Below are 24,753 nucleotides of genomic sequence, written 5' to 3'. Positions count from 1 at the left end.
GTACCTGGCAACATGGCGTACCCTGCTATGGCTTGGACTGAACGCGGATACGAGCGCCCCGCCCCTGGCCGACATTACGCAAAGGCTCGAAGAACGACGGAAAGCGCCGCCATGATGTAAGCTACCCGCTCACATCACATTCCCCTGCCGCCATGTCGATGACATACGAAACCTATCTTGACGAAGTCACTACGCTCATTACCGAAATGTTCGACGTGAGCGACGAAATTGCCATCAAGGAAGTCATGCGCGCCCAGGCCGCCGATTTCTTCACCATGCATGACGACCATCCTGAAATGCGTACTCAGGAACGTGCGGTGCAGGATGCTAAGGCAGTCTTCCAGCGCTATATCAAGGCACGTCCCGCGACATCGGGCAAGCGAACCGGCAAATCCGGAAAATAAGGAGGCAGGACTCGACCTCCTGCGGAATTCACGTCTTGACATGACAAACGGAACACCGGTTCACTCCGCCGTTACCTTGCGTTAACGACCCGGATCCACAGGCGGGTGGGCCAGCGCAGAAGAGCGCGGCCCCGGCGTCATGCTCTATGCAAGGGCAATCATGATGCTGTGCAGAGCAGGAGAACAGTGTTCAAAATTCCTCCCAGTCATCTGCATGCCTTGTGCTGCCTGTGAGCGGCAGGCGTCGTGCGGATACTGTCGTTGCCGTTTGAGTGGACGCTTTCGCAGCAGCAGGCGCAGGAGTATGCGCCGCACGTGCGAGGCTTGAGCGCATGGCGGGCGAAGCTGTCGATGCGAGGACTGCACAAGCCCCCGCATGGCGATCGTCAAGCTTGAAAACGCTTACCAGCTCCATTTGTTTCACGGCTTGGTCCTGCAGTGCGGCGGATGCCGCCGCCGCTTCTTCCACCAGCGCCGCATTCTGCTGCGTGACCTCGTCCATCTGGCTGATCGCCTGGTTGATCTGTTCGATGCCCAAGGTCTGCTCCTTGCTGGCGGCAGTGATCTCATTGATGATGTCGGAGACGCGCCTGACGCTTTCCACGACCTCTTGCATGGTGTTGCCGGCCTGGTCTACCAGCTTGCTGCCGCTTTCCACCTTTTCCACAGAGTCGCCAATCAAGACCCTGATTTCCTTGGCGGCGCTGGCGGAACGCTGTGCCAGCGTGCGGACTTCCCCGGCGACCACGGCAAAGCCGCGGCCCTGTTCGCCGGCGCGTGCGGCTTCCACGGCTGCGTTCAACGCCAGGATATTCGTCTGGAAGGCGATGCCGTCGATGACGCCGATGATGTCGACAATCTTCCTTGCGGATTCATTGATCGTCCCCATGGTGGAGATCACCTCGGCGACGACCGCGCCGCCCTTGCTGGCGACCGCGGATGCAGAAGCAGCAAGGTGGTTGGCCTGACGGGCGTTGTCAGCGTTCTGTCTGACGGTCGAGGTAAGTTCTTCCATCGACGAGGCGGTTTCCTCGAGCGAACTCGCCTGCTCTTCGGTACGTGACGACAGATCGAGATTGCCCGACGCGATCTGGCTGGATGCCGAGGCAATCGAGTCGGTGCCCTTGCGTACCTCAGCAACAATCTGCGCCAGGCTGTCCCGCATCTTTTTCATCGCATGCAGCATGCTGGACGTATCGCCGCTGCGCAGCCGCACTTCTGTCGTCAACTCTCCCGATGCGATCCTGTCCGCCACATCCGCCGCATATGCCGGTTCACCGCCCAGCTGACGCGTGAGGCCGCGCGTAATCATGATACCCAAGCCAATACCAAAGCCGACGCTGCACAGGACGAGCGTAATCATCAGTACTCTCGCCTGTTCATACAAGCTCTGATTTTCTTCGGCCGCGGTCTTGGCATTGGCTTCCTTCAGCTCCGACAGTTCGCTCATCTTGTCATCGATGGCAGTCGAGATGGGGTTGAAGGTCTTGAGCAGAAAATCGACCGATTCACGGCTCTCCTGCAGCGATTCCGAGGAGGCTTTCTTGAGCAGCTCGGAGGTTGCATTCTTGTAATCGCGAATGCGGACGTCCAGTTCGGACAGCATCTTCTTGCCGCGCTCGCTCGCGAAGAGCGGAGCGGCTTGCTCGACGTTGGTCGCAAGAAGGCGCATCTGCTTGTCTACATTGTCGACCGACCTGCGGCGGTCGGCTTCATCGGAAGCAAGCAGTACGGTCCGGAGGGAACGTCCTACGTAGATCAGATTGATATTGGCCTCCTTGATCAACGAAAGGCCCCGAAGCTCTCTTTCGTACATGACGCCGGATTGCTCGTTGATGATGCTCATCTTGTAAATGCCGATACCGGCGACAATGGCGCCGAAAAATGACACTGCAAGGAATGCAGCAATCAGCCGAGTACCGACCTTCATTTGCTTAATCACTTGATTGTCTCCTTATGAGCGACCGGAGCGCTATCTTGGCGCGACATCCCCGGAAATGACGGAATTGACGAAACTGATGAAAATGACGAACGAGAGCCTAGCAGAATATTGCCTTTCGTCAACTATTTTGGACCAACGGCTCGGGATGCGGTATTCAATGCGCTGCATTTGGCCAAACTGGTCTATCCTGTGCGCCTGTAATAATGCCGCCGCATCTGACATGACAGAGATCCTTCCCGACAAGTCGACGGACGATGATCCGATACTGACAACCCGATCAGCCGCCCGCCTGCTTGGCGTGGCCGTCAGCACTGCACAGCAATGGATTGAGTGCGGCCGGATCGCGTCGTGGAAAACACCCGGGGGGCACCGCAGGGTGCGGCTGAGTGCTGTCCAAAAGCTTTTGGACAGCCAGACTCCGGCGACGGCGCCAGAATCTGCTGCGCGGGTCCGGTCGGAAGTCATGGACCCGGAGTTTCAGTGCGTCCCGGACCCGTCTTATCCCGTCCCGGACGACGAAAGCCGGCGTCTGCGTGCGCTTGCCGCTTCAGGACTGATCGACAGCGCGCCGGAACGTCAATTCGACCGCCTGACCTGGTTGGCCACGCGGATCACGCAGGCGCCGATGGCTCTCGTGTCACTGCTGACTTCACGTCGTCAATGGTTCAAGTCGCGCGTCGGACTGGACGTCGCCGAGACGCCGCGCGAATGGGCATTCTGCAGCCACGCAATTCTTAATGATGCGCCGTTGATCGTGGAAGATGCGGTTGAGGACGAGCGCTTCAGGAACAATCCGCTGGTCACCGGCGTACCGTTCATCAGGTTCTACGCGGGCTTTCCGCTGTATGACAAGGACGAACGCAAACTCGGTACCTTGTGCGTGTTGGATCAAGTGCCGCGCAAGCTAACGAGCGAGCAGATGGACGCGCTGCATGAACTTGCTGCTATCGCTACCGAGGAAATCAAACGACGCGGTCTGCTTGAGTAAGCACATGAAGGTCATTTGCTTTCATCCTTCCCGGTATTGTTCTGGTGCTTGAGATAACTGCGCAGCTCCTCGTTCAAGCTCTGCTGCACTTCCATCCTGGCCTGAGTCGAGGCGAGCGACAGTTCCAGTTCGCGTATCTGCCGGGCGTAGCCTTCGGCCTGCGCCTTTGCGGCCGCAAGCTGCTCAGCCAGGCGCTCTGACAGCACCGTCTTTTCAGCAAGCTGCACCTCGATCAGCCGTCCGCGCTGTTCCGCTTCCTGCAGCACCTCCAGCCGCTGCGCCAGCTGCCTGCCGTTGGCCTGTTCGTCATGCAGCGATTTCCGCGCATGAGACAGGTCCGAAACGAGACGCACGCCTTCCTGGTTAAGCCGTGTCACCTCTTCCTGCCTGACAACCAGGGACTGCTGCAGCTGCCGCATCTCGGCCTGCAACTGCTGCACCTGCTGTTCATGCCGGCGCTGGTCCTGCTCCCTCTGTTCCTTGACAGAGCTGCGGTAGTGTTCGAGAGATTGCCGCGCATGTTCATGTTTTTGTTCCAGCGATTGCCGATACTGCTCGTTCTCCTGCAGCCTTTCCTGCAGCCCGACGATGCGCTGCTCGGCGGCGCGATGGGTGACAGTCAAGTCTTGCAAGGCTTCACGCGTTGCTGCATGAGTCCCTTGTTCTTTCTTCAGAGATTGGCTGACTTGCTCCAGGCGGTCATTGACGGCGGCGACCTCGGCACGCAATGCTGATATCAGTTCGGCCTGTGCACGGGCCTGTTCCTGGTGCTTTGCCGTAGCGGCATCGAGCTTTTCATTGGCTTCCGCCTGAAGCTGGCCAGCCAGGCGCTCGACCAGGTCCTGGAGTATTTCGCTGATCGAGGATTTCCGGTCGACGCCATCTTCTTCCTGCAGTTCCTTCAGGTACTTATGAATAGTGGTTTTTGACCCGGTGTTTCCTAGTGCGATACGTACTGCATCAACTGACGGATGCTTTCCCTGTGCAAGCAAAATATCTCTCGCCTGCTTTACATCTGATTTATAGAGGCCTGATCGTCCCATGCCGATACACACATAAAAGATAATATATTACATATTACGGAACAACGAATTAAATATCAACGTGGAACACGGCATATTCATTCGTTAATCAAGCTTGATAATTCGGTGTTAGCCGGTGTCGAGGACAATTCTTACCGATGTTCGGCATTGCTGGTCTAATAGCCGTTCTCCCAACGATCACACTGCATATAAAGAGGTACGACCAATGACCATCGCCTTCCTCGGTCTCGGTGCCATGGGCCAACACATGGCCTTGAATTTATTAAAATCCGGCCAGACCGTACATGTATGGAACCGCAGCCCGCAGCCCGTGCAGTCGCTTGTACAACAAGGTGCCAAGGCAGCCTCCGCGCCTGCCGAATGCGGCATCGCCGATGTCGTATTCAGCATGCTGGCAGACGACGACGCCACGCGTGCCGTGCTGGTAGACGGCGGCGTGCTGGACGCCATGGCGCCGGGCAGCATCCACGTCAATATGGCTACCGTCTCGGTCGCGTTTGCGCGCGAGATGGCGGCGCTCCACCTGGCACACGGCATCGGCTACGTAGCCGCGCCGGTGCTGGGGCGAGTCGACGTAGCCGCCGCGGGCAAGCTGAATATCCTGGCTGGCGGGACCGACGAGTTGGTCGACCGCGTGCAGCCGCTGCTCAATCTGATGGGACAGAAAACTTGGCGCTTCGGTACAGCGCCGGAGCAGGCAAATGCTGTCAAATTGGCCTGCAACCTCACCCTGGCCTGCGCTATCGAGGCGATGGGAGAAGGATCGGCTCTGGCCGGCGCGCATGGTATCCCGGCAGCCGACTTTATCGAGTTGATAACGAGCACACTGTTCGCCGGTGCGCCTGTGTACAAGGGTTACGGCGGGATGATTGCCGAGGAACGCTACAGCCCGGCCGGGTTCAAGCTGTCGCTTGGACAAAAGGACGTACGCCTTGCGGTGGAAGCGGGACGTGACCAGGGCTTGTCACTTGCGTTTGGCGATGCATTGCAAACCGTGCTGAAGGAAGCCGTTGACCAGGGCGATGCCGAGCTCGACTTGGCAGCGCTGGGCAAGAATGCGACGCGCAGAGGCAGGACCACCTGATTGACAGGCAGGGCAAGACAGCTACGGAACGCTCCCGCAGTTCCGGGGCCGGCGGGTCATTCAATTTCTCAACGCCAGCTTGAGCGTCGCCGCGGTCTCTCAGCGCGATACGATCAAGCGCAGGCCCAAGGCGACAAAGACGGCGCCGGCAATGCGGTCAAGGATGACACCGGCCTTGGGCCTGGTATTGAGCCATTGTCCGATGGATCCGGAGAAGTAACCCAGCAGGCCGAACAGCACGGCGGCTTGTGCTGTGAAGGTGACCCCGAGCGCAGCCATCTGCAAACCGGCATTACCATTGGCCGGAATGATGAACTGCGGGAGGAACGACAAAAAGAACAGGACTACCTTGGGGTTGATGGCATTTGCAAACACTCCCTTGAAGAATAATTTGGTCAGTCCCTGCTCGTCGGCCTGCACTGCCTCAACCTTCGCGCCGCCGCGGCTGCGCAACGCATTCACGCCTAGCCAGACGAGGTAAAGGCCGCCTGCAATCTTCAGCGCAGCGAATGCCGCCGGCGAAGCTGCAATCATCGCACTCACGCCGATAACGGCGAGTACCGTATGGCTCAGGCAGCCAAGCGCACAGCCCAGACCGAAGACAATGCCTCGCTTCCGCCCTTTGGAGATGCCCATGCCAAGAACCATGAGATTGTCAGGGCCTGGGGACGCAGTAATCAGCATCGCTGCAAGCAGAAAGCCGAAGAATTGTTCGAATGTCAGCATGACTAATGACTGATGACTGATGAGAAAGAATTTGCACAGTATAACTTCCATCGATCCGCAGGCCATTTCGCAGGCATTACGGCGCAAGCGGTTATCATGTCCGCAGCTTGGTAAATTGGAGGCGGATGTGAAACCATGGAACAAACTCCAGCGCGAGCTTGGCAACCTTTTTGCCGAAGGGCTTCGTCTGCAGATCCAGTGCCGCGCGTTTCGTATGGTATCCGCGAGCGGCAGTACCGAACTGGCCCGCTATTGGTGCACGCTGGGCAAGGACGTGATCTGGGATTACCCGCGCGAATTTGGCGAAAATACTGCGCACTACCCTTATGACACCGACGTGTCGTCGATATCGAGTTTATTGCGCGAGTATATCGACACGCCGGCAGACAAGTTGCTCAGCTTCGCTTTCGCCGATCGGTGGCAGATCGTGGAAGTCTTGCTCGCTGCAGACAGCCGCATCGGGACAGACCGGCTTCCTGAAGTCAAGGCCAAACTCAGGCACCCCGGTGCCATAGCTATTGCGGCAACCCGCTGGGGCCGCGAGTGGGAAGACACGGTGCCCGCGCTTGAACCGGCACGCCCTCCGCTTCCGCCGCTTCCGGAAGCTGCGCCGGGGTTGGCAGATGCGCCGATTGCGACCGACAGCAGCCTGCTTCGCGGACTGACTTTGTAGCGCAGCAAGTCGCTGATATCGCGGATTCCCGTTTGGGCCGAGCGCACGGGACTGTCCCGAGCGACGGTCAGCCGCCTGACGCAGACCCTTGTGGGAACCGGTTTGCTTGAGTACGACCGCGCCTGTCGCGCCTATCGTCTCGCCGCTCCGGTATTGAGTCTTGCGCATGCAATGCGCTCCGGTTCGCCGGTGCTGCAGGCGGTCGGGCCCATGATGCGCACGATTGCCGAAAAGAGGAAGATCAATGTTGGTCTCGCGGTAGCCGACCGCGAGGAAATGGTGTACCTGGAATCGGTTCGATACAACCGCAAGCCGACACTGCGTAATGTCGTGGCGGGCCAGCGCGTTCCTATCGAGTTGACTTCACCAGGACGCGCCTATCTGGCGGCGGCCTCGGAGACGGATCGCAAGGCGCTCCTGCTGCAGTTCAAGAGCCGTCGGCCAACCGGATGGCGCCTTCTCGAACGCGAGATTGCACAGGCAATCGAGAGCGTGCGGCGACACGGCTATTGTGTGGCTTCCTGGCAGCCGGAAGTGGTGGCGCTGGCGACGCCCATTGTGGTGGAAGGCCACCCGGTGTACGTACTGAACATGAGCGTTTCTACACAGATGACACCAGACATAGTCGGCAAGGAACTAAGCGCACAGTTGATGGAGCTTGCGGCGCGAGTTCGCCAGGCGGTTGCCGCCTTGTAATTCAAAGCCGGAGTACCGGCTATAGTGAACTGGCGCCGTTCGGCAATCCCGTGCTCAGTAAAGGCCTGCCTGTGTCAGTCCCGGCAAATCCCGATCGTAAGCATCGCCATCGAAACTGCCGCCGCTCAGGCGTCTATGCATTGCTCCCGGGCTCGGCAGCAGGCTGCGGTCGGCATGTTTGAGCGGATCCCATAATGCTGACCGCACCAGCGCCTTGGAACAATGGAAGTAGGCGCTGTCGACATGAACAACGATGGCGCTGCGAGGCAGTCTGCCATGCATCTCGAAGCTTTGCAGAAGTTCGGGATCGACTGAGATGTCTGCCTTGCCATTCACGCGCAAGGTTTCGCCGACGCCGGGAATGATGAACAGCAGCGACACGCGCGGATCGGCGATGATGTTGCGCAGGTTGTCGATGCGATTGTTGCCCGGCCGGTCGGGAATCGCCAGCGTGCGCTCGTCGAGGATGCGCACGAAACCGGCCGGATCGCCCTTTGGCGAGCAATCCAGGCCGTCTTCACCGACGGAGGCCAGCACCACGAAAGGCGACGCCCTGACAAAGGCCTGATAGTCTTCGTTCAGATAAGGGATCTCCTTGCGCAGTGCGCGTTCGCCTGGTTTGCCGTAAAGCTGTTCGAGTTCCTGCAGCGTCCTGATCAGATGGCTCATGAATGCACCTCGATTATTCTTTGGCGACAAGCATACACGTATTGGCTCTGAACTCCGGCACCATTCCGGCAACTACTCGATGTCTCGAGGTGAAATCTATTTGTCGAAGAGAGCCGGGTTCGCTCGCTGCCTGAGAAGTTCGTTCTCGAGCCATTCAACGAAAAACTGCACCTCCGGAGCCGAGTCCGGCGCAACCGCATAGTAGTAACGAGGCAGCTGCATCCAGAGGTCGGGAAAAGGACAGCGCAGGCGGCCACGGACAAGATCATGCGACGCCAGCGACAGCGGCGCCACGGCAAAGCCCATGCCATCCACTGCCGCCTGCAGCACAAAATGCACATGCTCGAACTGCATTCTGCTTGCAGGGTTTGCTTTGTCGATGCCGGCAAGTTTGCGCCAGGCATCCCAGTCGCCGTTGCGCGTCTTCGCCCATAGCAGCGGGAACGACACAAGCGCGCCCGGTTCAGCGACCGGCTGCGCCCCAAGAAGCGCAGGCGAGGCGACGGTGCAGAGCACATCCTCCAGAAAGGGAGAGATTTGCCAGGACGACGGCCATCCCTTGAGCCCGCGGCGGATCGCGATGTCGAAGTTGCCGACGGCTTTTTCCGGCGGCAGCGTACTGGTATCCACGTGCGGCTCTATCCCGGGATAGAGCGCAACGAACTCGGGCAGCCGGGGAATCAGCCAGCGCACGGCAAACGAAGGCCGGACATTGATTCGAATCGTGCGGGAGGCCGGTCGGCTGGTCACGGATTGCGCGGCTGCCGAGATCTGCTGGAGCGCCGCTTCCGCCTGAGCGAAGAAGCGGAGCCCTTCCGCCGTCAGGCTGACCTGCCGGACTTGCCGCTCGAAAAGCAGGACGCCGAGATAGTCTTCCAGCGCCCTGACCTGACGGCTGACGGCACCATGTGTGACATGCAGTTCGCTCGCCGCCAGAGTGAAGCTTTGATGCCGGGCTGCGGCAACAAAGGCACGGACGGCATTGAGCGGCGGCAGAAGATTGAACATGCGTGCAATTTTCTCACACATCCGTTGCATTTAACTCGTTTGTCGCGGAGCTGCGGACGCAGTATCGTTTGCCGATGTCCCCGCGCAAGATCCAAAGCACTGCCGACCGCGATTCACGTCACGCCGCCCTCGCGCTGGCCTTGGCCCTGCCGCCCGACGTCGTCCTCTACCTTCTGCTGCCCATGTATGCCGAACAGTTCGGCGTGACGCTGGGCGAAGCCGGCATGCTGCTTGCCGCCAATCGGCTGGTTCGCATTGCCGGTTACGCCATCGTGGCGCGTCTCTATGCACGGCATGGCGATCGTTCGGCCTGCACGCTGGCCGTTATCGCCTCTGCCATTTGCGCGGCGGGCTATGCGACGCTGTCCGGCTTGTGGGCGCTGCTGCCGCTGCGGCTGCTCTGGGGACTGGCTTTTTCCGCACTCAATCTCTCCACCCAGACCTTGGCCACGGCTGAGCCTTTGGGCGCCGCACGTCGCTCGGGACGCTCCAGGGCCTTTACCGCACTGGGGCCGGTAATGGCATTGCCGGCGGCGGCACTGCTCGCTTACTTTTTCGGCCCGCGGGCGATTTTCGGAATACTCGCCGCGACGGCACTAATCGGACTGGTGGCAACCAGGCTGCTGCCGTCGAATCCGCATCCGGTGCCGGCGAAACGCCGGCGAATCAAGCTGCCCGACAGCCTCGACATGTGGTCCTTCCTGGAGGGCTTTACCCTGGATGGCTTGTTCATTGTTGGATTGTCTTACCTCGGCAGCGGCGTCCTGCCCGGCGGCGCGGTGATGATGGCCGGTGTGCTGCTGGCGCTGCGTTATCTCGGCGAAATTCTTCTCAGTCCCGCCGGCGGCAGACTGGCGGAACGCATCGGAGCCGAAAAGCTTCTTGTCTGGCTCTCGCTGGTGACCTCGGCAGCCCTGATAGGCTTCGGCGCAGGCTGGCTGTGGACCTGCGCCGCCGCAATCGTGGTATTGCGGTCGCTGCAGTTGCCCTTGCTTGCACCGATCGTGGCACATCGTACTCCGGGACCCGAGCGGGTACAGGCGCTGGCCGGTCGTGCGGTATGGCGAGACATCGGTGCCGGCACCGGCCCTCTTGTGGCCGGGTACTTGCTGCCTATCCTCGCGCCGCACTGGATATACAGCCTTCCGGCGCTGCTGCTCGCCGCAGCCGCGTTTGCATGCGCCCGCCGTCCAGTCCCGGTGCCGCCACCCTGCTAGATTTCGGGCGTCGGCGCCCTGCTTCCCTTGCAGGTGCACCCTCCCGGCGCCGAGCGAACACCTCCACTTACCGGTTACACTAAACATCACCCTGCGCCGGAAAATGCGCGACGACATGGAGGCAGTCTGATGAGCAGCGAAAAGTCATACACCCCGCCCAAGGTCTGGACCTGGGACAAGGAAAGCGGCGGCAAGTTTGCCAACATCAACCGGCCTGTTGCCGGCGCTACCCACGAAAAGGACCTGCCGGTGGGGCGCCACCCGCTTCAGCTTTATTCGCTCGCCACGCCCAATGGGGTCAAGGTCACGGTCATGCTCGAAGAGCTGCTGGCTCTGGGCCACGGCGCCGCCGAATATGATGCCTGGCTGATACGCATCAACGACGGCGACCAGTTCGGCAGCGGATTTGTCGAAGTAAATCCCAACTCCAAGATCCCGGCCCTGATGGACCGCAGCGGAGAAACACCGGTGCGGGTGTTCGAGTCGGGCGCCATTCTGCTGTACCTGGCTGAAAAGTTCGATGCATTCCTGCCTCGCAGCGGGCCGGAGCGCGCCGAGTGCTTGTCCTGGCTGTTCTGGCAAATGGGCAGCGCGCCTTTTCTGGGCGGCGGCTTTGGTCACTTCTATGCCTACGCGCCCGAAAAGTTCGAGTACCCGATCAACCGCTACGCCATGGAAGTCAAGCGCCAGCTCGACGTGCTGGACCGACGGCTGTCGGAGCACCGTTTTCTGGCGGGCAACGACTACACCGTCGCGGACATGGCGGTGTGGCCGTGGTACGGCGCGCTGGTCAAGGGCCAGATTTACGAGGCGGGCGAATTCCTCGGTGTACACGAGTACAAGCATGTCCTGCGCTGGACCAACGAGATTGCGACGCGTCCGGCCGTGCAACGCGGGCGCAAGGTCAACCGCACCTGGGGCGACCCAGCGAGCCAGCTGCATGAACGCCACGACGCCAGCGACTTCGACCTGAAGACCCAGGACAAGCTGGATCCTTCCTCCGCGGGCAAGCCATGATGACCCTGTACGACTGCGCCACCGCCCCCAGCCCGCGGCGCGCACGCATCTTTCTGGCTGAAAAAGGCGTGGCTCACGACACCGTTCAGATCGACCTGCGCGCCGGCGAGCAAATGGGAGAAGCCTACCGCCAGATCAATCCGCAGTGCACCGTGCCCGCGCTGCGCACCGAAGAAGGCAATCTGCTTACCGACAACGCCGCCATTGCCGCCTACCTCGAAGCCCGCTACCCCGAGCCGCCGCTGATGGGACGCACGCCGCAGGACAAGGCGGAGATCGCCAGCTGGCAGTGGCGTGCCGAGTTCGAAGGCCTGATGGCGGTGGCTGATGCCCTTCGCAACAGCAGCCCGGCCATGGTGAACCGCGCCTTGCCGGGCCCTGCAAACTATCCGCAGATTCCCGAGCTGCATCAGCGAGGTCTGGCCCGCGCTCAGCAGTTTTTCGAGACACTCAACGAACGGCTTGCAGGACGCGATTTCATTGCTGCAGACCAGTTCAGCATCGCAGATATTACCGCGGTTGTGACATTCGACTTTGCGCGGGTGGTCCGGATCAAGCCTGGAGAAGAGCTGCCGCACTTGCTGCGATGGCGAGCGGCGATGGCGGAACGGCCGTCCATGTCGCTCTGAACAGCGCAAGCGGAGATCAGCGTTATCAAGAAACGCCTGCCGCATCGGCATGCTGGAGAACGGAAAAAGAATGTAAAAAGGCCGACGATGATCGTCGGCCTTTTCCCTTCCAGACTTCCAGATTGGCAGCCGCCGGACGGAGCGACTGCACGGGCTGCAGCATCGCTGTCAATGCGCAGCCCGTGCGGCTTCGATCAGAAGGTCAGCATGCTCCATACGCTGGCGCACTTGTGATCGGCTTCGAAGCTCGCCAACTGCTTGATGCCGCCGCCGGATGCCACATCCAGGCCGAGAATCCGGTCGGGTGCGGTGAACGTCGGCCAGGCAACCTGCGGCTCCGTGCCCTTGTTCGGATCGCCGGTACGCGCGAAGTTGGTCCAATAGCGCGACATCGCGGTCTGCAGCTGGCGGCGTTCATCATTGCCGAGATCACGCAGATTGAACAGGTACTGGATTTCGTACGAATGTCCGGCACCTTGCGGGAAGCTCACGTAATAGCTGTTGTTGGCGGCAATGCCGACCGACGGGATGGCGGTCTGATCGCGGAACTCGTACATCCATATCGGCGAGTTCTGAGCGGCGATACGCTGCGACACGCGCAGCGCCGGGCAGGCGAAGATGTTGTCGGTGGCCGCTGCCGTCGCACCCAGACTCGGCTGCTGCGCCGTATTGCTGCCGTAATTGGCCAGCGGATAATGTACCGTCGCCAGATCGGCTGCGGACACTCCGGTACCCGCCGAGAGGCCTGCGAGTGTCGCGGCGTAGGCCGAGGGCTGCAGCGCAAAGGTGGCGTTCGCCGGATCGAAGTTAGGCGGCGTCGCGGCGGCACGGCGGCCGATTTCGCTGATCGCCAGGAACAGTGAATATTCGTCCTGATTGCTGCCGTTGATGACGGGCACCCTGTTGTTTTCCCCGGCGAGGAAAGTAGCCTTCACCGATTTGGGGAGCACCCTGCCGTCCACCGAAGGCACCGGGCTCGACAACGCGGTATTGAAGGCGTTGGCGAGATGGGTGCGCAGCACCGCTTCCGGCAGGCTGCGCAGGCATGCCGCCGTCACCGCGCCGGTCGCGCAATTGATGCCGGTTACGCCTGCGGTCGTTGCCGAAGTAATCGCATTGTTGACGACTGTGGTGCTGGTCGCCTCCATCTGCGATGCAGTCGGCTGGCGGTCGTTGGCATAATTGCCGCTTTGCACGATCGCCTTCTGGAACAAGCCCTTGGACGCCGGCGCGGCCAGATGCGTCATCACGCTGAATCCGCCTGCGGATTCGCCGAAAATCGTGACATTGTTCTTGTCGCCCGCGAAATTGGCGATATTGTTCTGGACCCACTTGAGCGCCGCCTGCTGGTCCATGATGCCGTAGTTGCCCGCGCTGCCGTTCTGCACGAGGCTGGGATGGGCCAGGAAGCCCATCGCGCCCAGCCGGTAAGCAATGTTCACCACCACGACGCCCTTGGAGACGAGAGGCGACGGGTCGGCGTAGGTGACGGCGCCGCCGGTGTTGAACGCGCCGCCATGAATCCACACCATCACCGGGAATGGGCCGTCGCCGGTCGGAGCATGCACATCCAGATAGAGGCAGTCCTCGCTGTCGCTGGAAAGCCGGAACGGGCTGGCACTGGTTTGCAGGCAGGGTGCGGCCGACGCTGTCCTTTCGCGCGCGGTCGTCCATTTCTGCGGCGCGGCGGGCGGCGCCCAGCGCAAGTCGCCTACGGGAGGCGCGGCGAATGGAATGGCGAAATAGCTGCGCATGCCCAGGCGGTCCACCGCCTTGACGTCGCCGCCCTCGGTCTGCGCAACGGCCGGAGCCTTCACGGTCGTTGAAAGTACCGCCGGATCGGGTGAATCGGAACCGCCGCATGCGGTCAGCAATGTCAGTACGCTCGTCGCCATCAGAGCGCGCAGCTCGATGGCCTTGAATGAGCCTTTCTTCACTTGATTGTCTCCTTGATCTATTGTTCGCGGCAAAGCGCTCAATAAGGCGCGTGCCGTGCTCGCAGTGATGCGAAAGGAAACAATATGCCAGCGGGGAACGGCCGGTCTTTCAGAATCGAATCATTGCTTTCATAAATCGCTCATTTTCCCGGCAAGCGATGCGCTTTTTGCGTGACCGCAAGCGTGGGAACATCCATGAGTTTCGGCAGGCGAAACTTCATGTCAGCGTCAGCGTCAGCGTCAGCGTCAGCGTCAGCGTCAGCGTCGGCGTGCCGTGCGGAAGTCTCCGGGAGACGTGCCGACGAAACGCCGGAATGCGGAACTGAAATGCGCCTGGCTGGAGAAGCCGCATTCGCTTGCAATCTCGGCGAGCGAGCAGGAATTCGATACCAGTTTCAGGCGCGCAGAATCGATGCGGCTCTGCAGGATGAACTGATGGACCGGCATGCCGAAGGCCTGCTTGAACAAACGTGCAAAATGCACGGGACTGTACCCGCAGGCATGCGCTAGTCCGTGAACGCTCAGGGATTCCGCCAGGTGTGCTTCGATGTACTCCTTTACTTGGCGCACTGCCCTTTGCGACATCGGCTGCAGGCTCGCTGTCTTGGCGGGGCCTTTATCTTGACGAAGCAGCGAATCCAGGTAGGCCAGCAGCGCAATGCCCACCGCCTCGGTGTAGAACGCGCCGTTCGGCTCTCCCGCTGCACAATGATTTTCAATCTCGTCGATCCACCATGTGACACGCGGATCCAGGAAGCGCACCGGTCTGCGAAGCTCATGCAGCCAGGCGGGCGTACGTTGCAGCAAATCGGTGCAGATGCCCTCGGGCATTTCAAGCACCGTATAGCGGCTCCCCTTTTCGCAGCTCCATGTGCTGCCGCCGTAGTCGGCCATGGCCGGATGAAACGCGATCGATGAATTCGGCAGGCGCCTGGCCAAACTGTTGCGGTCCCTGATCTGGATATCGCCGCCGCGCAAAAGCATGAGCGCCGGACGTTCAAGGCATTGCAGCGGTGCGTCGCGCAGCGTAGGCAGCTGCATGATGGAGACAGGAAGTGCACGCTGGGCCTGGCTTTTGATCGGTTTTGCGCATTGCAGCAAGACGTCCTCCGGAACACGGCAGATTGACTATTCCACGCATGGCGCACGAAGCGCGCAGCGAGGTACATCCTAGCAGGCTCCTGAAAAACGCGTATGGGCATGGCCATGTTGCCGCTATTTCCAACGGTAAGCCGGTGGAAAAAACAGGCACCGCGATCGGGACCAGAAACAGCGGAATAACTGATAGCATCCGGATAAGCAGAAAGCCGCCTGGAGCCCGTTTGGAAACTTGCTGCGCAGCGTGATCCCGGTGCTGCGTTGCTCAGCGTTCTTCATGTACGCGTGCGCTTTCGATGCCGGGCTCAAGCCGCCCGCTACGGTTTTCCAACCGTCTCTTCGGCCACGGTATAACACCCGCGATGTGCAACTTCCGAATCTCTGCAAAAGTCGCCATGACTGCATGGCCGATGCATCAAATGGAACAAGCAACCGAGCATTCGTTGTGACGTATATTGAGACCTCACCAACGGCAAAATGCAAGCAACAAATGTCGGTAGGCAAGATTGACAGGCGTCGTTTTACTGGCATGAATGCCATGCCGCGCTGCAGGAGAAGGAAACACATATTGTGTTTCATGGGTTCGTTAAATGTTCATGAGAGATTCCTTGAGCTTCAAACGGTGGTCGCCCGGGCTGCCGCCGCATGCAAAGACTGCCATTCTGGCAGCCTGTGCGCTCTGGCTGACAATTGTCCTGGCCCTCGGCATTGCCCTGTTGCGTGAGCGCAGTCAATCTCTGCATCAGGCTCGACAGGAAACTGCGGTACTGACGACCGTGCTGGAAGAGAACATGGCTCGGATGTTCGGCAGCGTCGACATCGCATTGCTGGGTATCGCTACCTACCTGTCACCCCGCATGCTGCTGCGGCACGATCCCGAGACCCGGGCGATGATGCTTGGATATCTGCAGCATCTTCCTGCAGTCAGGGCTCTGTTCGTTATTGGTCCGGACGGTTTCATCCAGCACGATACCGATTATCCCAAGACGCCGGATGTTTCCTTGGCGGACCGTGACTATTTTCGTCAATACATTCAACAGGCGGACTTGAACCAGGGCTTGTCGTCGGCCATACAGAGTCGTTCAGGCACTGGCTGGTTCATCGCGTCAACACGCAGAATCGTCTCTCCGGAAGGAGAATTCCGAGGCGTGCTGGTGGCGGCAATCCAGCTGAACTCCCTGTCCCGCCTGTACCATAAGCTGGACCTGCGCCCCGGCCAGGTGATGGCCTTGTATCACAAGGACGGCAGGCTTATCGCCCGTCATCCGGCGGACGATGCAAGCATCGGCCGCAGCTATGGCGAGTTGCCATTGTTCTCCCAACACATTCCCCGCGAGCGCACTGGCGTCTATACGACGGATGGGCCGCCCGTCAATTCTCCGCGCATTGTGAGCTACCGGCTGCTCGAGAACCAACCGCTTGTGGTCGTTCTGAGTACGCAAAAGGCGGTCGTGCTGGAGACATGGCAACGTACTGCCAACGGGGCGCTTGGTGCGGCCATCGTCTTTTCGCTGCTCATGGCTACCGGAGCGCTGTTTTTCATTCAAAGACAGCAGCAGAAGCAACGCGCAATCATTCTCGAGGCAGCCCAGGCCGAGGCATCTGCGGTCGCCAATGCCAACGCCAAGTTTCGCACCTTCTTTGAACAGGGCTGCTTTCTATCCTGCGTTCTGTCTCTGGAAGGCACGATAGTCGAAGCAAACAATGCGACTCTGGGGGCGAGCGGCTATACGCCGGAGCAAGTCATCGGACGCAAGTTTTGGGACAGCATCTGGTGGTCTGGCATGCCCGCCCATACCGTCAAGGTGCGACAAGGCTTTGAGAAGGCACGCGATGGAGCAGTGTTCACCTGTGAATCCGTCTATCTTCATGCCAACGGCAATCAACGGCTGGCCGAACTCGTTCTGTCTCCCGTTCTGGATGCGAACGGAGCAATCCTTTCAATTGCAGCAGTGAGTGTCGACATTACGGACCGCAAGCAGATAGAGGAGCAGCTTCGCACGCTGGCCGCCGAACTCACGAATGCAGACCGGCTCAAAGGCGAGTTCCTCGCAACGCTTTCGCATGAGCTGCGAAATGTTCTCGCTCCCATGCAGAACGGCTTGTATCTTCTTGAGCACGCTGCGCCCGAATCCGAGTCTGCCATTCGCGCTCAAAGAATCATGCAAAACCAGTTGGACCAAATGCGGCTGCTGATTGAAGATCTGCTGGACGTCGCGCGTGTCAACACGGGTAAAGTCCGGTTGGAATGCGAGCTTGTGGACCTTCGAAAAGTGCTTGCAGACGTCACCGAGTCGGCTCAGGCCTTCATGGAACCGGCGGGACATCACTTCACAACGATGTTTCCGGACGAGTCTCTTGACGTGAATGTGGATGCAAATCGCATGCATCAGGTTTTTATCAATTTGCTGAGCAATGCAGCGAAATATACGCCGCCTGGCGGGCATGTCAGCCTGAAGGCCAGGAAAGATAGCCAGGAGATCATTGTCCAGGTGACGGATGACGGAATCGGCATCCCTGCGGAAGCCCAGTTGAAGGTCTTCGACATGTTCGAGCAAATCAGCAGAGATGCCTCCTACTCCCAGGGAGGGCTTGGGATCGGCTTGGCACTTGTGCATAAGCTGGTAGCGCTGCACGGCGGCCGTGTAGAAGTATTCAGCGAAGGTGCAGGGTTGGGCAGCACCTTTACGGTCCGCCTTCCGCTGTCGGAGTTCCATGGCAAGGCTATCGAGCCGCCAGAGCTTTCAAGAAGCCGTGATGATTCGTCATCGTTTCTGCAATAACGTTAACTTGGAAAAGGACTGGAAATAAACTTGCCTTTCGGCTATGATGCCCATCCTTCGCGCGGCTGTAGCTCAGCTGGATAGAGTACTTGGCTACGAACCAAGGGGTCGTGGGTTCGATTCCTGCCAGCCGCGCCATTCCCTATTTGCCAGATCATGCCTTGTCCGAAGCAGGCTCTTGCCCTGGCTTCCAGCCATATGACTGTCGCTACCACTCAATACGGGACTTCCTCGGGGGCCCCGTCACCTGAAGTTCGGTCCTGATCTGCATTCGCCGGCTCGGCGATGCTGTTTGCCCGCCGAGCCCCCAGATCAATGCAAGGCGAACTCGGGCGCCACTGCCGTTTCTGTCATCACGGCATCCGGAGTGCGATAGCGCTCTGCCATTTCACGCTGAAGCTCCGTTTGCAGCTGGGCCTGCATGTAAGCTCCCAGGTGCCGTGCATGGGCAACGATCTTTCTTCCGAAGCCGACGCGCTCATCATTGAACCGGCGCAGCCCTTCGTCGATACCCCATTGATCAATCTGGTGGACAAGGGTCATGGCGTCACCCGCGGCCTTGGTCACCCCCATGCCGCAATGAGGCCGGGCCACAAAGGCGGAATCACCGAGAAGCGCAACCCGGCCAAATGTCATTGCAGGACATTCAAGATCATAGATAGGCTGGAAGAAGGGTTGCGGCGTGCGCGCCACGACTTCGGCAAATTGCGGCGACAGATGAGCCTCCGCAACCTGCCGGATTTCCTGCATGACGCTCTTGCTGATCAGGGGGGGCGGAATGCCGTTGTCATGGACCTTGCCAAGATCGTCCGTCAGCAGGCGGCGCAGTTCGATATCGTCCGCGGGTCTGTACCAGACGAAGTTATAGCGGCGCTTGCCTGGTTCCAGTGTGTTCTGCGGACCGGCAACCGGGTAACCGAGAATCTGTTCATGCGCAGGCAGGCAGAAGCTGAAACGATTGAACAGCGTCGCATGCGCCTGCGGGGACAGCTCGGCTTCTTCCACCAGGCCGCGCCAGGCAACGTAACCGGCGTATTCCGGCGTGACGCTCTCCATATACTGCTTGCGTACCGTCGAGCGAATTCCATCCGCACCGATGAGCAGGTCGCCGGCAGCATGGGTGCCGTCGGCAAACAGTGCAGTGACCTGGCCGCCGGTCTGCATGGTAGTTACCAGTTGCTTGCCGGCGTGATACCTGTGCGACGGGAATGCCTGTCTGAGCAAGCTGTACAAGCGTCCCCAGGCGGTCAGGACTTGCGGATGTTCATGTTCTCCAATGATATGCCCCGCGCGGTTGAGGGTGATCCGGCCAGGCACCGCAACCCCGAGCGAGCTGTCCACGGAAATGCCGATGCGATGAAATGCGGCATCCAGCTCGGCATGCGTCACCACTCCGGCGCCGCGTTCGGCCAGTTCCTCGCCGACCCGTTCATACACATTCACTTCCCATCCGGCCTTGTACAGCAAATTGGCAGCCAGCAAGCCGCCCAATGAACCGCCGATTACGATTGCGCTTCTCATGTCATTCTCCGGTGTGTTAGCTCAATCCCAACGACCTGGCTTCGTCAGCCGGATAGTTGAGTTCGATAGTGACGTTGCTCGGGTCCTTGACGAAGACCTGGTACAGACCGAGCGACGGGACGATCCTTTCCGTGAAGGGAAGGTCCGCGTCATGCAATCGCTTGCGCATGCCGGCAAGACCATCGGCGAGAAAGGCAACGTGATCCACGGCACCCGTTCCAGTAAGCTCGGCTTCGGGTTTGTCCCCGAGATAGTCTTTCAGACCCTGGGGATTGTTCCGATCGATACCAATGATGTGAACCACGCCGAAGTCCGCTTCATCCTCGCCCTGATACAGCCATATTCCGGGGAAGTCGAATGGGGGGCGGAACCCTTCCCTGAATCCGAGAACCGTCGTATAGAAGCGCCGGGACGCATCGAGGTCCGGCGTGCGAATGGAGTAATGCCCCAGTTTTCGGATGCCCATAGTGTCTCCTTGAAGTGAGTCGCTTCAATTTAAATGATCACTCGATAATTTGCAAGACAAAAAATAACCGCGGACGAGCCGCGGTTCTGGCACCGCCGCGGCGAAGATCACGCCGGCGGATCGCTCCGCATGGTACGCATCACGTTGGGCGCGCCTTCAAGAAAGGCATAAACCTTCTGCTCCACCATGTGGTCCAGGTCCTTCGGTACCGGAAGCCCGTACACCCATTTCCGCATGCCGACGTAAAAGATGCTGGCGTGCATGCCCCAAACCAGCTCTATCTCGTCTTCATGTTGCGATGGCGTGGGAGGTGCCAATTTGTATTCGTGATGCAGTTCCTCAAGGACCACATTGAAAATCCGTTCGCGCAGCCGCGTCAGATATCGCTGATTGATGCCTTCCCGCGTCAGTCCCGCGAAGATGAAGATGCGTATCCATTCGTTCCTGAGAATGAATCTCGCATAGTCCTTGTAGTAACGCTTCATTCGCTCCTTGAGCGGTACCGAGCGATCTTTCAGCCAGTCTTCCCAGTCCGGATTCCAGCGCGCCAGATACACCTCCTGGAATACCCTGTCCACAAGCGCTTCCTTGTTGGGAAAGTAGCGGTAGAGCAATGGCTGCGTCACCCCTATTTCCTTTGCCAGTTCCCTGGTGCCGCCTGAAAAACCATGCGTGGCGAAGTACTTGATCGCTTTCTCGACGATCTGCTGTTCTCGCTCTTCCGGCGCAAGGCGCTTTCCTCTTGCTGCCGGAGCAGCGTCCTCGGGTGCAGGCGTCTGCTGTGCTTGCTTGCGTTGTGCTGTTGGCTTCATTCTAGTCGGACCATTCATTCGTTGGCCTCAGTATAGACGCTTATTTATCGCTTGACAAATTATCGGGCCAGCTCTACATTTATCACATGATAATTAGAACACCAAACCATCCACCAAGGAAAGTCAAATCTTAGGAGGCATCATGCAGATCTGTTCAACCTGGAAGCAACGCAGCTTCTTTCTTTCATTCATGTTTTCGGCAGCCTTGTCCGCACAAGCTCAGGGCGACACCATCCGTATCGGTCTGCCCGTCCCTTTGACCGGCGCCTATGGCGCCGAAGCCAAGGATCAGGTCAGGAACGCGGAGCTGGCCGTCAAGGAATTCAATGATGCAGGCGGGCTCAACGGGCGCCGAGCCGAGCTGGTCGTCCGGGACGACAAGCTCAATCCCGGCGAGGCCGCTGCGAAGGTGCTCGAGCTGATCGAGAAAGACAAGGTCAACTTCATCGTCGGCGGCCTGTCCGCAGCCACGCAGCTGGCGATGAACAACGTGACCAAGCAGCGCAAGGTCCTCTACATTTCCATCAGCCAGTCGGATGCCATCAACGAAGCTGCCGATTTCTCCCGCTACACCTTCCATGAAGCGCTCAATCCGACAATGACGACGGCTGCCGTCGGCAATTACGTGTTCAAGAAAGGGATGCGGATTGCGTTCCTTACCGCGGACTATGCTTACGGCCACGAGATGACGCGCGGCTTCACGCGCGTTGCAAAGGAAGCCGGCGCAGAGATCGTCGGCGAAATCAAGCATCCGCTGGGCGCCTCCGACTATTCCACCTTCCTGCCGCGTCTTCAGGCACTCAAGCCCGACGTGCTCATCTTCAACAACTTCGGGCGCGACAACCAGGTATCAATCAAGCAGGCCTCGGAGTTCGGCATGAAGAAGTCCATGAAATTCGTTACGCCGGTCCTGACCTTTACATCCCGCATGGCGACCGGCCCTGCAGCTTACGACGGCGTCATCGGAGGAACATCCTACTTCTGGGGCATCGAAGACAAGGTCGCCAGCGCCAAGGCCTTCAATGACCGCTACAAGGCGCTCAACGGCGGCGTCTACCCGTCCGATTACGGATCGATGGCGTATTCCGCGGTGCGCTCGTTGCTGACCGCCGTGAAGGCGGCGGGCACAACCGACACCGAAAAGGTGGTCGACAGCCTCGCAGCGCTCAAGTACGACACGTACAAGGGACCGCAGTATTATCGGCAATGCGACCATCAGTCGGTCCAGTCGGTTCTCATCATCGAGTCCAGGAAGGGCGACGGACGCAATCCGGCCGATGTATTCAATGTGCTCAAGACTGTCCCGGGCGATGAAAAGCTGCTGCGCAGCTGCGCAGAACTGGGCCATGTCTGAATGGTTTCCGGCACGGGCCGCAATCGCCGGCCTGTGCCAATAGCAATCCAGCACCAGGAGACGACATATGGACGGCATCACCTTTCAGCTGCTCGCCGTGCAGCTTTTCACCGGCCTTGCCCTTGGCGCCATTTACGTGCTGCTGGCGGTAGGACTGTCACTCATTTTCGGCATGCTTACCGTGGTCAACTTCGCGCATGGCGCATTCTTCATGGTCGGCGCCTACGCGGGCTATACCGTCTTTCAATACATTCCCAATTTCTGGCTGTGTCTTGTGGCGGTACCGCTCATCGTTTCGCTCATCGGCATCGTGGCGGAGCGGTTCCTGATTCGTCCCCTGTATGGCCGGGGCATCGACTACCCGCTGCTGCTGACCTTCGGACTCGCCTACGTGATGGTAGAACTCGTGCGGATCGCCTTCGGCAAGCAGGGACTGCCGGTGGATACGCCCGAGCTGCTGCAGAATTCGGTAGACATCGTCATCGGGCAGTTTCCTGCATACCGCCTGTTCGTCATCGGCGTGACCGTGCTGGTGCTGGGCGGACTCTGGCTCTTCATCGAGAAAACCTCCTTCGGCCTCATCATCCGGGCCGGTGCGCGCGACCCGCAAATCGTCAGGATCCTTGGCGTCGATGTGGGCAAGGTATGGCTGATCGTCTTCGGCCTGGGTACCGCAATCGCTGGCCTTGCCGGCTTCCTCTCCGCGCCGCTGCAGGGCATTACGCCGGAGATGGGCGGCAGCGTCCTGATCATCGCATTCGTCGTCACGGTCGTCGGAGGGATGGGTTCCCTGGTCGGAGCTGTCATTGCCGGACTGATGATCGGCGTCGTTGAAAGCTTGTCCGTGCTGTTCTTTCCGGAGGCAGCAAAAGTGTCGATGTTCGTCATCATGGCGATCATCCTTCTGGTTCGCCCGCAGGGCCTGTTCGGCCGTGCCGGCTTGATGAGTTAACTGCCATGAATACTCCTTCTTCCGTTTCCGCCTTCGTGCCGCCGGTGAGCGGCGTCAAACCGATCCGCACGATCGCTTCACACAAGATCCTCGCCATTCTTCTCGTGCTGATGGTCTTTCCATGGATAGCGCCGAATCAGTCGGTCGCCATCAGCGTGCTGATCTACGGGCTGTATGCTTTCGGATTCAACCTGCTGTTCGGTTACATGGGCATGCTCTCCTTCGGGCATGCCGCCTTCCTGGGCGTGGGCGCTTATACGACAGGCATACTGATCGCGCATTTCCAGCTCCCCTGGTGGATCGCCATTCCCTCATCCATCATCGGCGCGGCCATTGTTGCGCTGGCCATGGGCGTACTGGCGATACGTACCCGCGGCATCTACTTTGCAATGGTGACGCTTGCCCTCTCCCAATGCGTGTATTTCCTTGTCTACCAGTTTCCCTTGTCCGGCGGAGAGAACGGCTTGCGCGGCGTGAACCTTGCCAGCCTGCAGATAGGCGGATGGTCATTCGATCTGCTGAATCCTGCGGTCAAGTATTACTTTCTGGCCGGCTTTGTCGTTCTCGCATTGTGGCTCGTCTCCACCGTCCTCGCCTCGCCGCTCGGCGGCGTCATAGAGGCGGTTCGGGAAAATGAGGCAAGAACCCGCGCCTGCGGCTTCAATGTCGAAGCAACGAAACTGCTGACCTTCGTGCTTTCCGGCGCGATATCGGGTCTCGCCGGTGCACTGAATGCCATTCACTTGTCCAGCGTGCCGATCGAAACCCTGCACTACGAAACGTCCGGCCTCGTCGTCATGATCTGTCTGCTGGGAGGCATGGGCACATTTTTCGGTCCCTTCGTCGGCGCAGCGCTGTTCTTCCTGATCCAGGATGTCTTCTCCATCTGGACCGAACACTGGCAACTGTATGTCGGCGCGATTTTCATCATCTTCGTCCTCTTCTTTCCCAAGGGCGTCTGGGGAACCATTCTGGAGAAATGTCATGTCCGCTGAAATCCTCATCCAGACCGATGCAGTGACTCGCCGCTTCGGCGGATTCACGGCGCTCAAGAATGTCTCCGTCGGTTTCGAGCGCGGCAAGCTGACCTCCATCATCGGCCCCAACGGCGCGGGAAAGAGTACTTACTTCAATGTTCTCTCGGGTGCATTCTCGCCGTCCGAAGGACGGGTGGTGTTCGATGGCCACGACCTAACCGGAAAAAAGCAGCACGACTTTGCACATATCGGCATTGCCAAGTCATTCCAGATCACCAATATCTTCCCCAACTTCAGTGTTCTGGAAAATGTGCGCATAGCGCTTCAGGCCAGAGTATCGCGACTCAACTTCTGGAAGAACCGTGAAAGCCTGAAGCTTGCCGACCAAGCTCATGCGCTGCTCGGCAAGGTCGGCCTTGACGCACTGGCGAACCGTCCTTCACGCGAACTTGCACATGGACAGCAGCGCGCGCTCGAGATCGCAATTGCGCTCGCCGCCGATCCGAAGCTGCTGCTCATGGATGAACCCACTGCCGGCATGAGCCCGGAAGAGACGCGTTCGATGATGGACCTGATCGTAGAGCTTGCGAGTGAAAGAACCGTCATCCTGGTCGAGCACAAGATGAAAATGGTAATGGGAATCAGCGACCGCATCGTGGTGCTTCACCACGGCGAACTGCTTGCGGTGGGCAAGCCCGATGATATCCGGGCAAACGATGAAGTAAAGCGCGTGTACCTCGGGCAGCACTGACCATCA

23 protein-coding genes and 1 tRNA gene are annotated in these 24,753 nt (G+C 59.4%); 14 read left to right on the top strand and 10 right to left on the bottom strand.

What is annotated here, in order from left to right; translation table 11 throughout:
* The first annotated feature begins 152 nt into the window (after nt 1-152).
* On the top strand, nt 153-404 hold the full coding sequence (locus IGW03_RS17145; RefSeq protein ID WP_228535667.1) for a hypothetical protein: 252 nt from the start codon (nt 153-155) through the stop codon (nt 402-404).
* A gap of 190 nt (nt 405-594) precedes the next feature.
* Here IGW03_RS17145 and IGW03_RS38910 read toward each other — a convergent pair whose 3' ends face one another.
* On the bottom strand, nt 595-2,346 hold the full coding sequence (locus IGW03_RS38910) for a methyl-accepting chemotaxis protein (protein WP_194723788.1): 1,752 nt from the start codon (nt 2,344-2,346) through the stop codon (nt 595-597).
* A gap of 64 nt (nt 2,347-2,410) precedes the next feature.
* Between IGW03_RS38910 and IGW03_RS17135 the strand changes: the two genes are divergently transcribed.
* Nucleotides 2,411-3,334: a GAF domain-containing protein gene (locus IGW03_RS17135; protein ID WP_228535665.1), complete on the top strand. Its 924-nt coding sequence runs from the start codon at nt 2,411-2,413 to the stop codon at nt 3,332-3,334.
* A gap of 11 nt (nt 3,335-3,345) precedes the next feature.
* On the opposite strand, the gene IGW03_RS17130 is transcribed toward IGW03_RS17135, so the two are convergent.
* Nucleotides 3,346-4,377, bottom strand: coding sequence for a DNA-binding protein (locus IGW03_RS17130; protein WP_194723787.1), 1,032 nt, complete (start codon nt 4,375-4,377; stop codon nt 3,346-3,348).
* Between the two features lie 115 nt (nt 4,378-4,492).
* Here IGW03_RS17130 and IGW03_RS17125 point away from each other — a divergent pair, with 115 nt between their 5' ends.
* Nucleotides 4,493-5,461 carry an NAD(P)-dependent oxidoreductase gene (locus IGW03_RS17125; RefSeq protein WP_323744989.1) on the top strand — a complete coding sequence of 323 codons (969 nt, stop codon included), beginning with the start codon at nt 4,493-4,495 and terminating at the stop codon, nt 5,459-5,461.
* A gap of 99 nt (nt 5,462-5,560) precedes the next feature.
* Here the strand turns inward: IGW03_RS17125 and IGW03_RS17120 are convergent, their stop codons facing one another.
* The gene (locus IGW03_RS17120; RefSeq protein ID WP_194723846.1) at nt 5,561-6,187 is read right to left on the bottom strand and encodes a LysE family translocator; all 627 of its coding nucleotides are present in this window, start codon (nt 6,185-6,187) and stop codon (nt 5,561-5,563) included.
* Between the two features lie 127 nt (nt 6,188-6,314).
* Here IGW03_RS17120 and IGW03_RS17115 point away from each other — a divergent pair, with 127 nt between their 5' ends.
* Together IGW03_RS17115 and IGW03_RS17110 are read left to right on the top strand one after the other, a co-directional pair.
* Nucleotides 6,315-6,860 carry a hypothetical protein gene (locus IGW03_RS17115; RefSeq protein WP_228535663.1) on the top strand — a complete coding sequence of 182 codons (546 nt, stop codon included), beginning with the start codon at nt 6,315-6,317 and terminating at the stop codon, nt 6,858-6,860.
* A gap of 12 nt (nt 6,861-6,872) precedes the next feature.
* Complete coding sequence (locus IGW03_RS17110) at nt 6,873-7,556, top strand: IclR family transcriptional regulator (protein WP_194723845.1); 684 nt, start codon at nt 6,873-6,875, stop codon at nt 7,554-7,556.
* Nucleotides 7,557-7,610: 54 nt separating this feature from the next.
* Here the strand turns inward: IGW03_RS17110 and IGW03_RS17105 are convergent, their stop codons facing one another.
* Together IGW03_RS17105 and IGW03_RS17100 are read right to left on the bottom strand one after the other, a co-directional pair.
* Nucleotides 7,611-8,225 (bottom strand): pyridoxamine 5'-phosphate oxidase family protein, encoded by a 615-nt coding sequence (locus tag IGW03_RS17105; RefSeq protein ID WP_194723785.1) that lies wholly within the window; start codon nt 8,223-8,225, stop codon nt 7,611-7,613.
* Between the two features lie 96 nt (nt 8,226-8,321).
* Nucleotides 8,322-9,233, bottom strand: a complete 912-nt coding sequence (locus tag IGW03_RS17100) for a LysR substrate-binding domain-containing protein (protein ID WP_194723784.1) — start codon at nt 9,231-9,233, stop codon at nt 8,322-8,324.
* 74 nt (nt 9,234-9,307) lie between these two features.
* On the opposite strand from IGW03_RS17100, the gene IGW03_RS17095 reads away from it, so the two are divergent.
* The 3 genes from IGW03_RS17095 (at nt 9,308) to IGW03_RS17085 (ending at nt 12,096) form a co-directional block, all read left to right on the top strand.
* A complete protein-coding gene (locus IGW03_RS17095; RefSeq protein WP_194723783.1) occupies nt 9,308-10,450 on the top strand; it encodes an MFS transporter in 1,143 nt (380 codons plus the stop codon).
* 129 nt (nt 10,451-10,579) lie between these two features.
* The gene (gene yghU / locus IGW03_RS17090; protein WP_194723782.1) at nt 10,580-11,467 is read left to right on the top strand and encodes a glutathione-dependent disulfide-bond oxidoreductase; all 888 of its coding nucleotides are present in this window, start codon (nt 10,580-10,582) and stop codon (nt 11,465-11,467) included.
* Nucleotides 11,464-12,096: a glutathione S-transferase family protein gene (locus tag IGW03_RS17085; protein WP_194723781.1), complete on the top strand. Its 633-nt coding sequence runs from the start codon at nt 11,464-11,466 to the stop codon at nt 12,094-12,096. The genes yghU and IGW03_RS17085 overlap by 4 nt, the downstream gene beginning before the upstream one ends.
* A gap of 194 nt (nt 12,097-12,290) precedes the next feature.
* Here IGW03_RS17085 and IGW03_RS17080 read toward each other — a convergent pair whose 3' ends face one another.
* Together IGW03_RS17080 and IGW03_RS17075 are read right to left on the bottom strand one after the other, a co-directional pair.
* Complete coding sequence (locus tag IGW03_RS17080; protein ID WP_194723780.1) at nt 12,291-14,033, bottom strand: carboxylesterase/lipase family protein; 1,743 nt, start codon at nt 14,031-14,033, stop codon at nt 12,291-12,293.
* A 258-nt stretch (nt 14,034-14,291) separates the two neighbouring features.
* Nucleotides 14,292-15,134 (bottom strand): AraC family transcriptional regulator, encoded by an 843-nt coding sequence (locus IGW03_RS17075; protein WP_194723779.1) that lies wholly within the window; start codon nt 15,132-15,134, stop codon nt 14,292-14,294.
* A gap of 605 nt (nt 15,135-15,739) precedes the next feature.
* On the opposite strand from IGW03_RS17075, the gene IGW03_RS17070 reads away from it, so the two are divergent.
* Both IGW03_RS17070 and IGW03_RS17065 read left to right on the top strand, forming a co-directional pair.
* Nucleotides 15,740-17,914, top strand: a complete 2,175-nt coding sequence (locus IGW03_RS17070) for an ATP-binding protein (protein WP_194723778.1) — start codon at nt 15,740-15,742, stop codon at nt 17,912-17,914.
* Nucleotides 17,915-17,975: 61 nt separating this feature from the next.
* Nucleotides 17,976-18,052 (top strand) — tRNA-Arg (locus IGW03_RS17065).
* Nucleotides 18,053-18,226: 174 nt separating this feature from the next.
* Here IGW03_RS17065 and IGW03_RS17060 read toward each other — a convergent pair.
* The 3 genes from IGW03_RS17060 to IGW03_RS17050 form a co-directional block, all read right to left on the bottom strand.
* The gene (locus IGW03_RS17060; RefSeq protein WP_194723777.1) at nt 18,227-19,435 is read right to left on the bottom strand and encodes an FAD binding domain-containing protein; all 1,209 of its coding nucleotides are present in this window, start codon (nt 19,433-19,435) and stop codon (nt 18,227-18,229) included.
* A 16-nt stretch (nt 19,436-19,451) separates the two neighbouring features.
* A complete protein-coding gene (locus tag IGW03_RS17055; protein ID WP_194723776.1) occupies nt 19,452-19,901 on the bottom strand; it encodes a VOC family protein in 450 nt (149 codons plus the stop codon).
* Between the two features lie 107 nt (nt 19,902-20,008).
* The gene (locus IGW03_RS17050) at nt 20,009-20,713 is read right to left on the bottom strand and encodes a TetR/AcrR family transcriptional regulator (protein WP_194723775.1); all 705 of its coding nucleotides are present in this window, start codon (nt 20,711-20,713) and stop codon (nt 20,009-20,011) included.
* A 142-nt stretch (nt 20,714-20,855) separates the two neighbouring features.
* Here IGW03_RS17050 and IGW03_RS17045 point away from each other — a divergent pair, with 142 nt between their 5' ends.
* The 4 genes from IGW03_RS17045 to IGW03_RS17030 all read left to right on the top strand — a co-directional run bounded on the left by IGW03_RS17045 (nt 20,856) and on the right by IGW03_RS17030 (nt 24,747).
* Nucleotides 20,856-22,067 carry an ABC transporter substrate-binding protein gene (locus tag IGW03_RS17045; protein ID WP_194723774.1) on the top strand — a complete coding sequence of 404 codons (1,212 nt, stop codon included), beginning with the start codon at nt 20,856-20,858 and terminating at the stop codon, nt 22,065-22,067.
* Nucleotides 22,068-22,134: 67 nt separating this feature from the next.
* Complete coding sequence (locus IGW03_RS17040; RefSeq protein WP_194723773.1) at nt 22,135-23,019, top strand: branched-chain amino acid ABC transporter permease; 885 nt, start codon at nt 22,135-22,137, stop codon at nt 23,017-23,019.
* A gap of 5 nt (nt 23,020-23,024) precedes the next feature.
* Nucleotides 23,025-24,014 carry a branched-chain amino acid ABC transporter permease gene (locus IGW03_RS17035; protein WP_194723772.1) on the top strand — a complete coding sequence of 330 codons (990 nt, stop codon included), beginning with the start codon at nt 23,025-23,027 and terminating at the stop codon, nt 24,012-24,014.
* Nucleotides 24,004-24,747 carry an ABC transporter ATP-binding protein gene (locus IGW03_RS17030; RefSeq protein WP_194723771.1) on the top strand — a complete coding sequence of 248 codons (744 nt, stop codon included), beginning with the start codon at nt 24,004-24,006 and terminating at the stop codon, nt 24,745-24,747. The genes IGW03_RS17035 and IGW03_RS17030 overlap by 11 nt, the downstream gene beginning before the upstream one ends.
* The last annotated feature ends 6 nt before the right edge of the window (nt 24,748-24,753 follow it).

The sequence above is a fragment of the Noviherbaspirillum malthae genome, from assembly GCF_015352985.1.
In the GTDB taxonomy this organism is placed as follows: Bacteria; Pseudomonadota; Gammaproteobacteria; order Burkholderiales; family Burkholderiaceae_D; genus Noviherbaspirillum; species Noviherbaspirillum malthae.
This window is presented reverse-complemented; position numbering and strand designations above follow the sequence as displayed.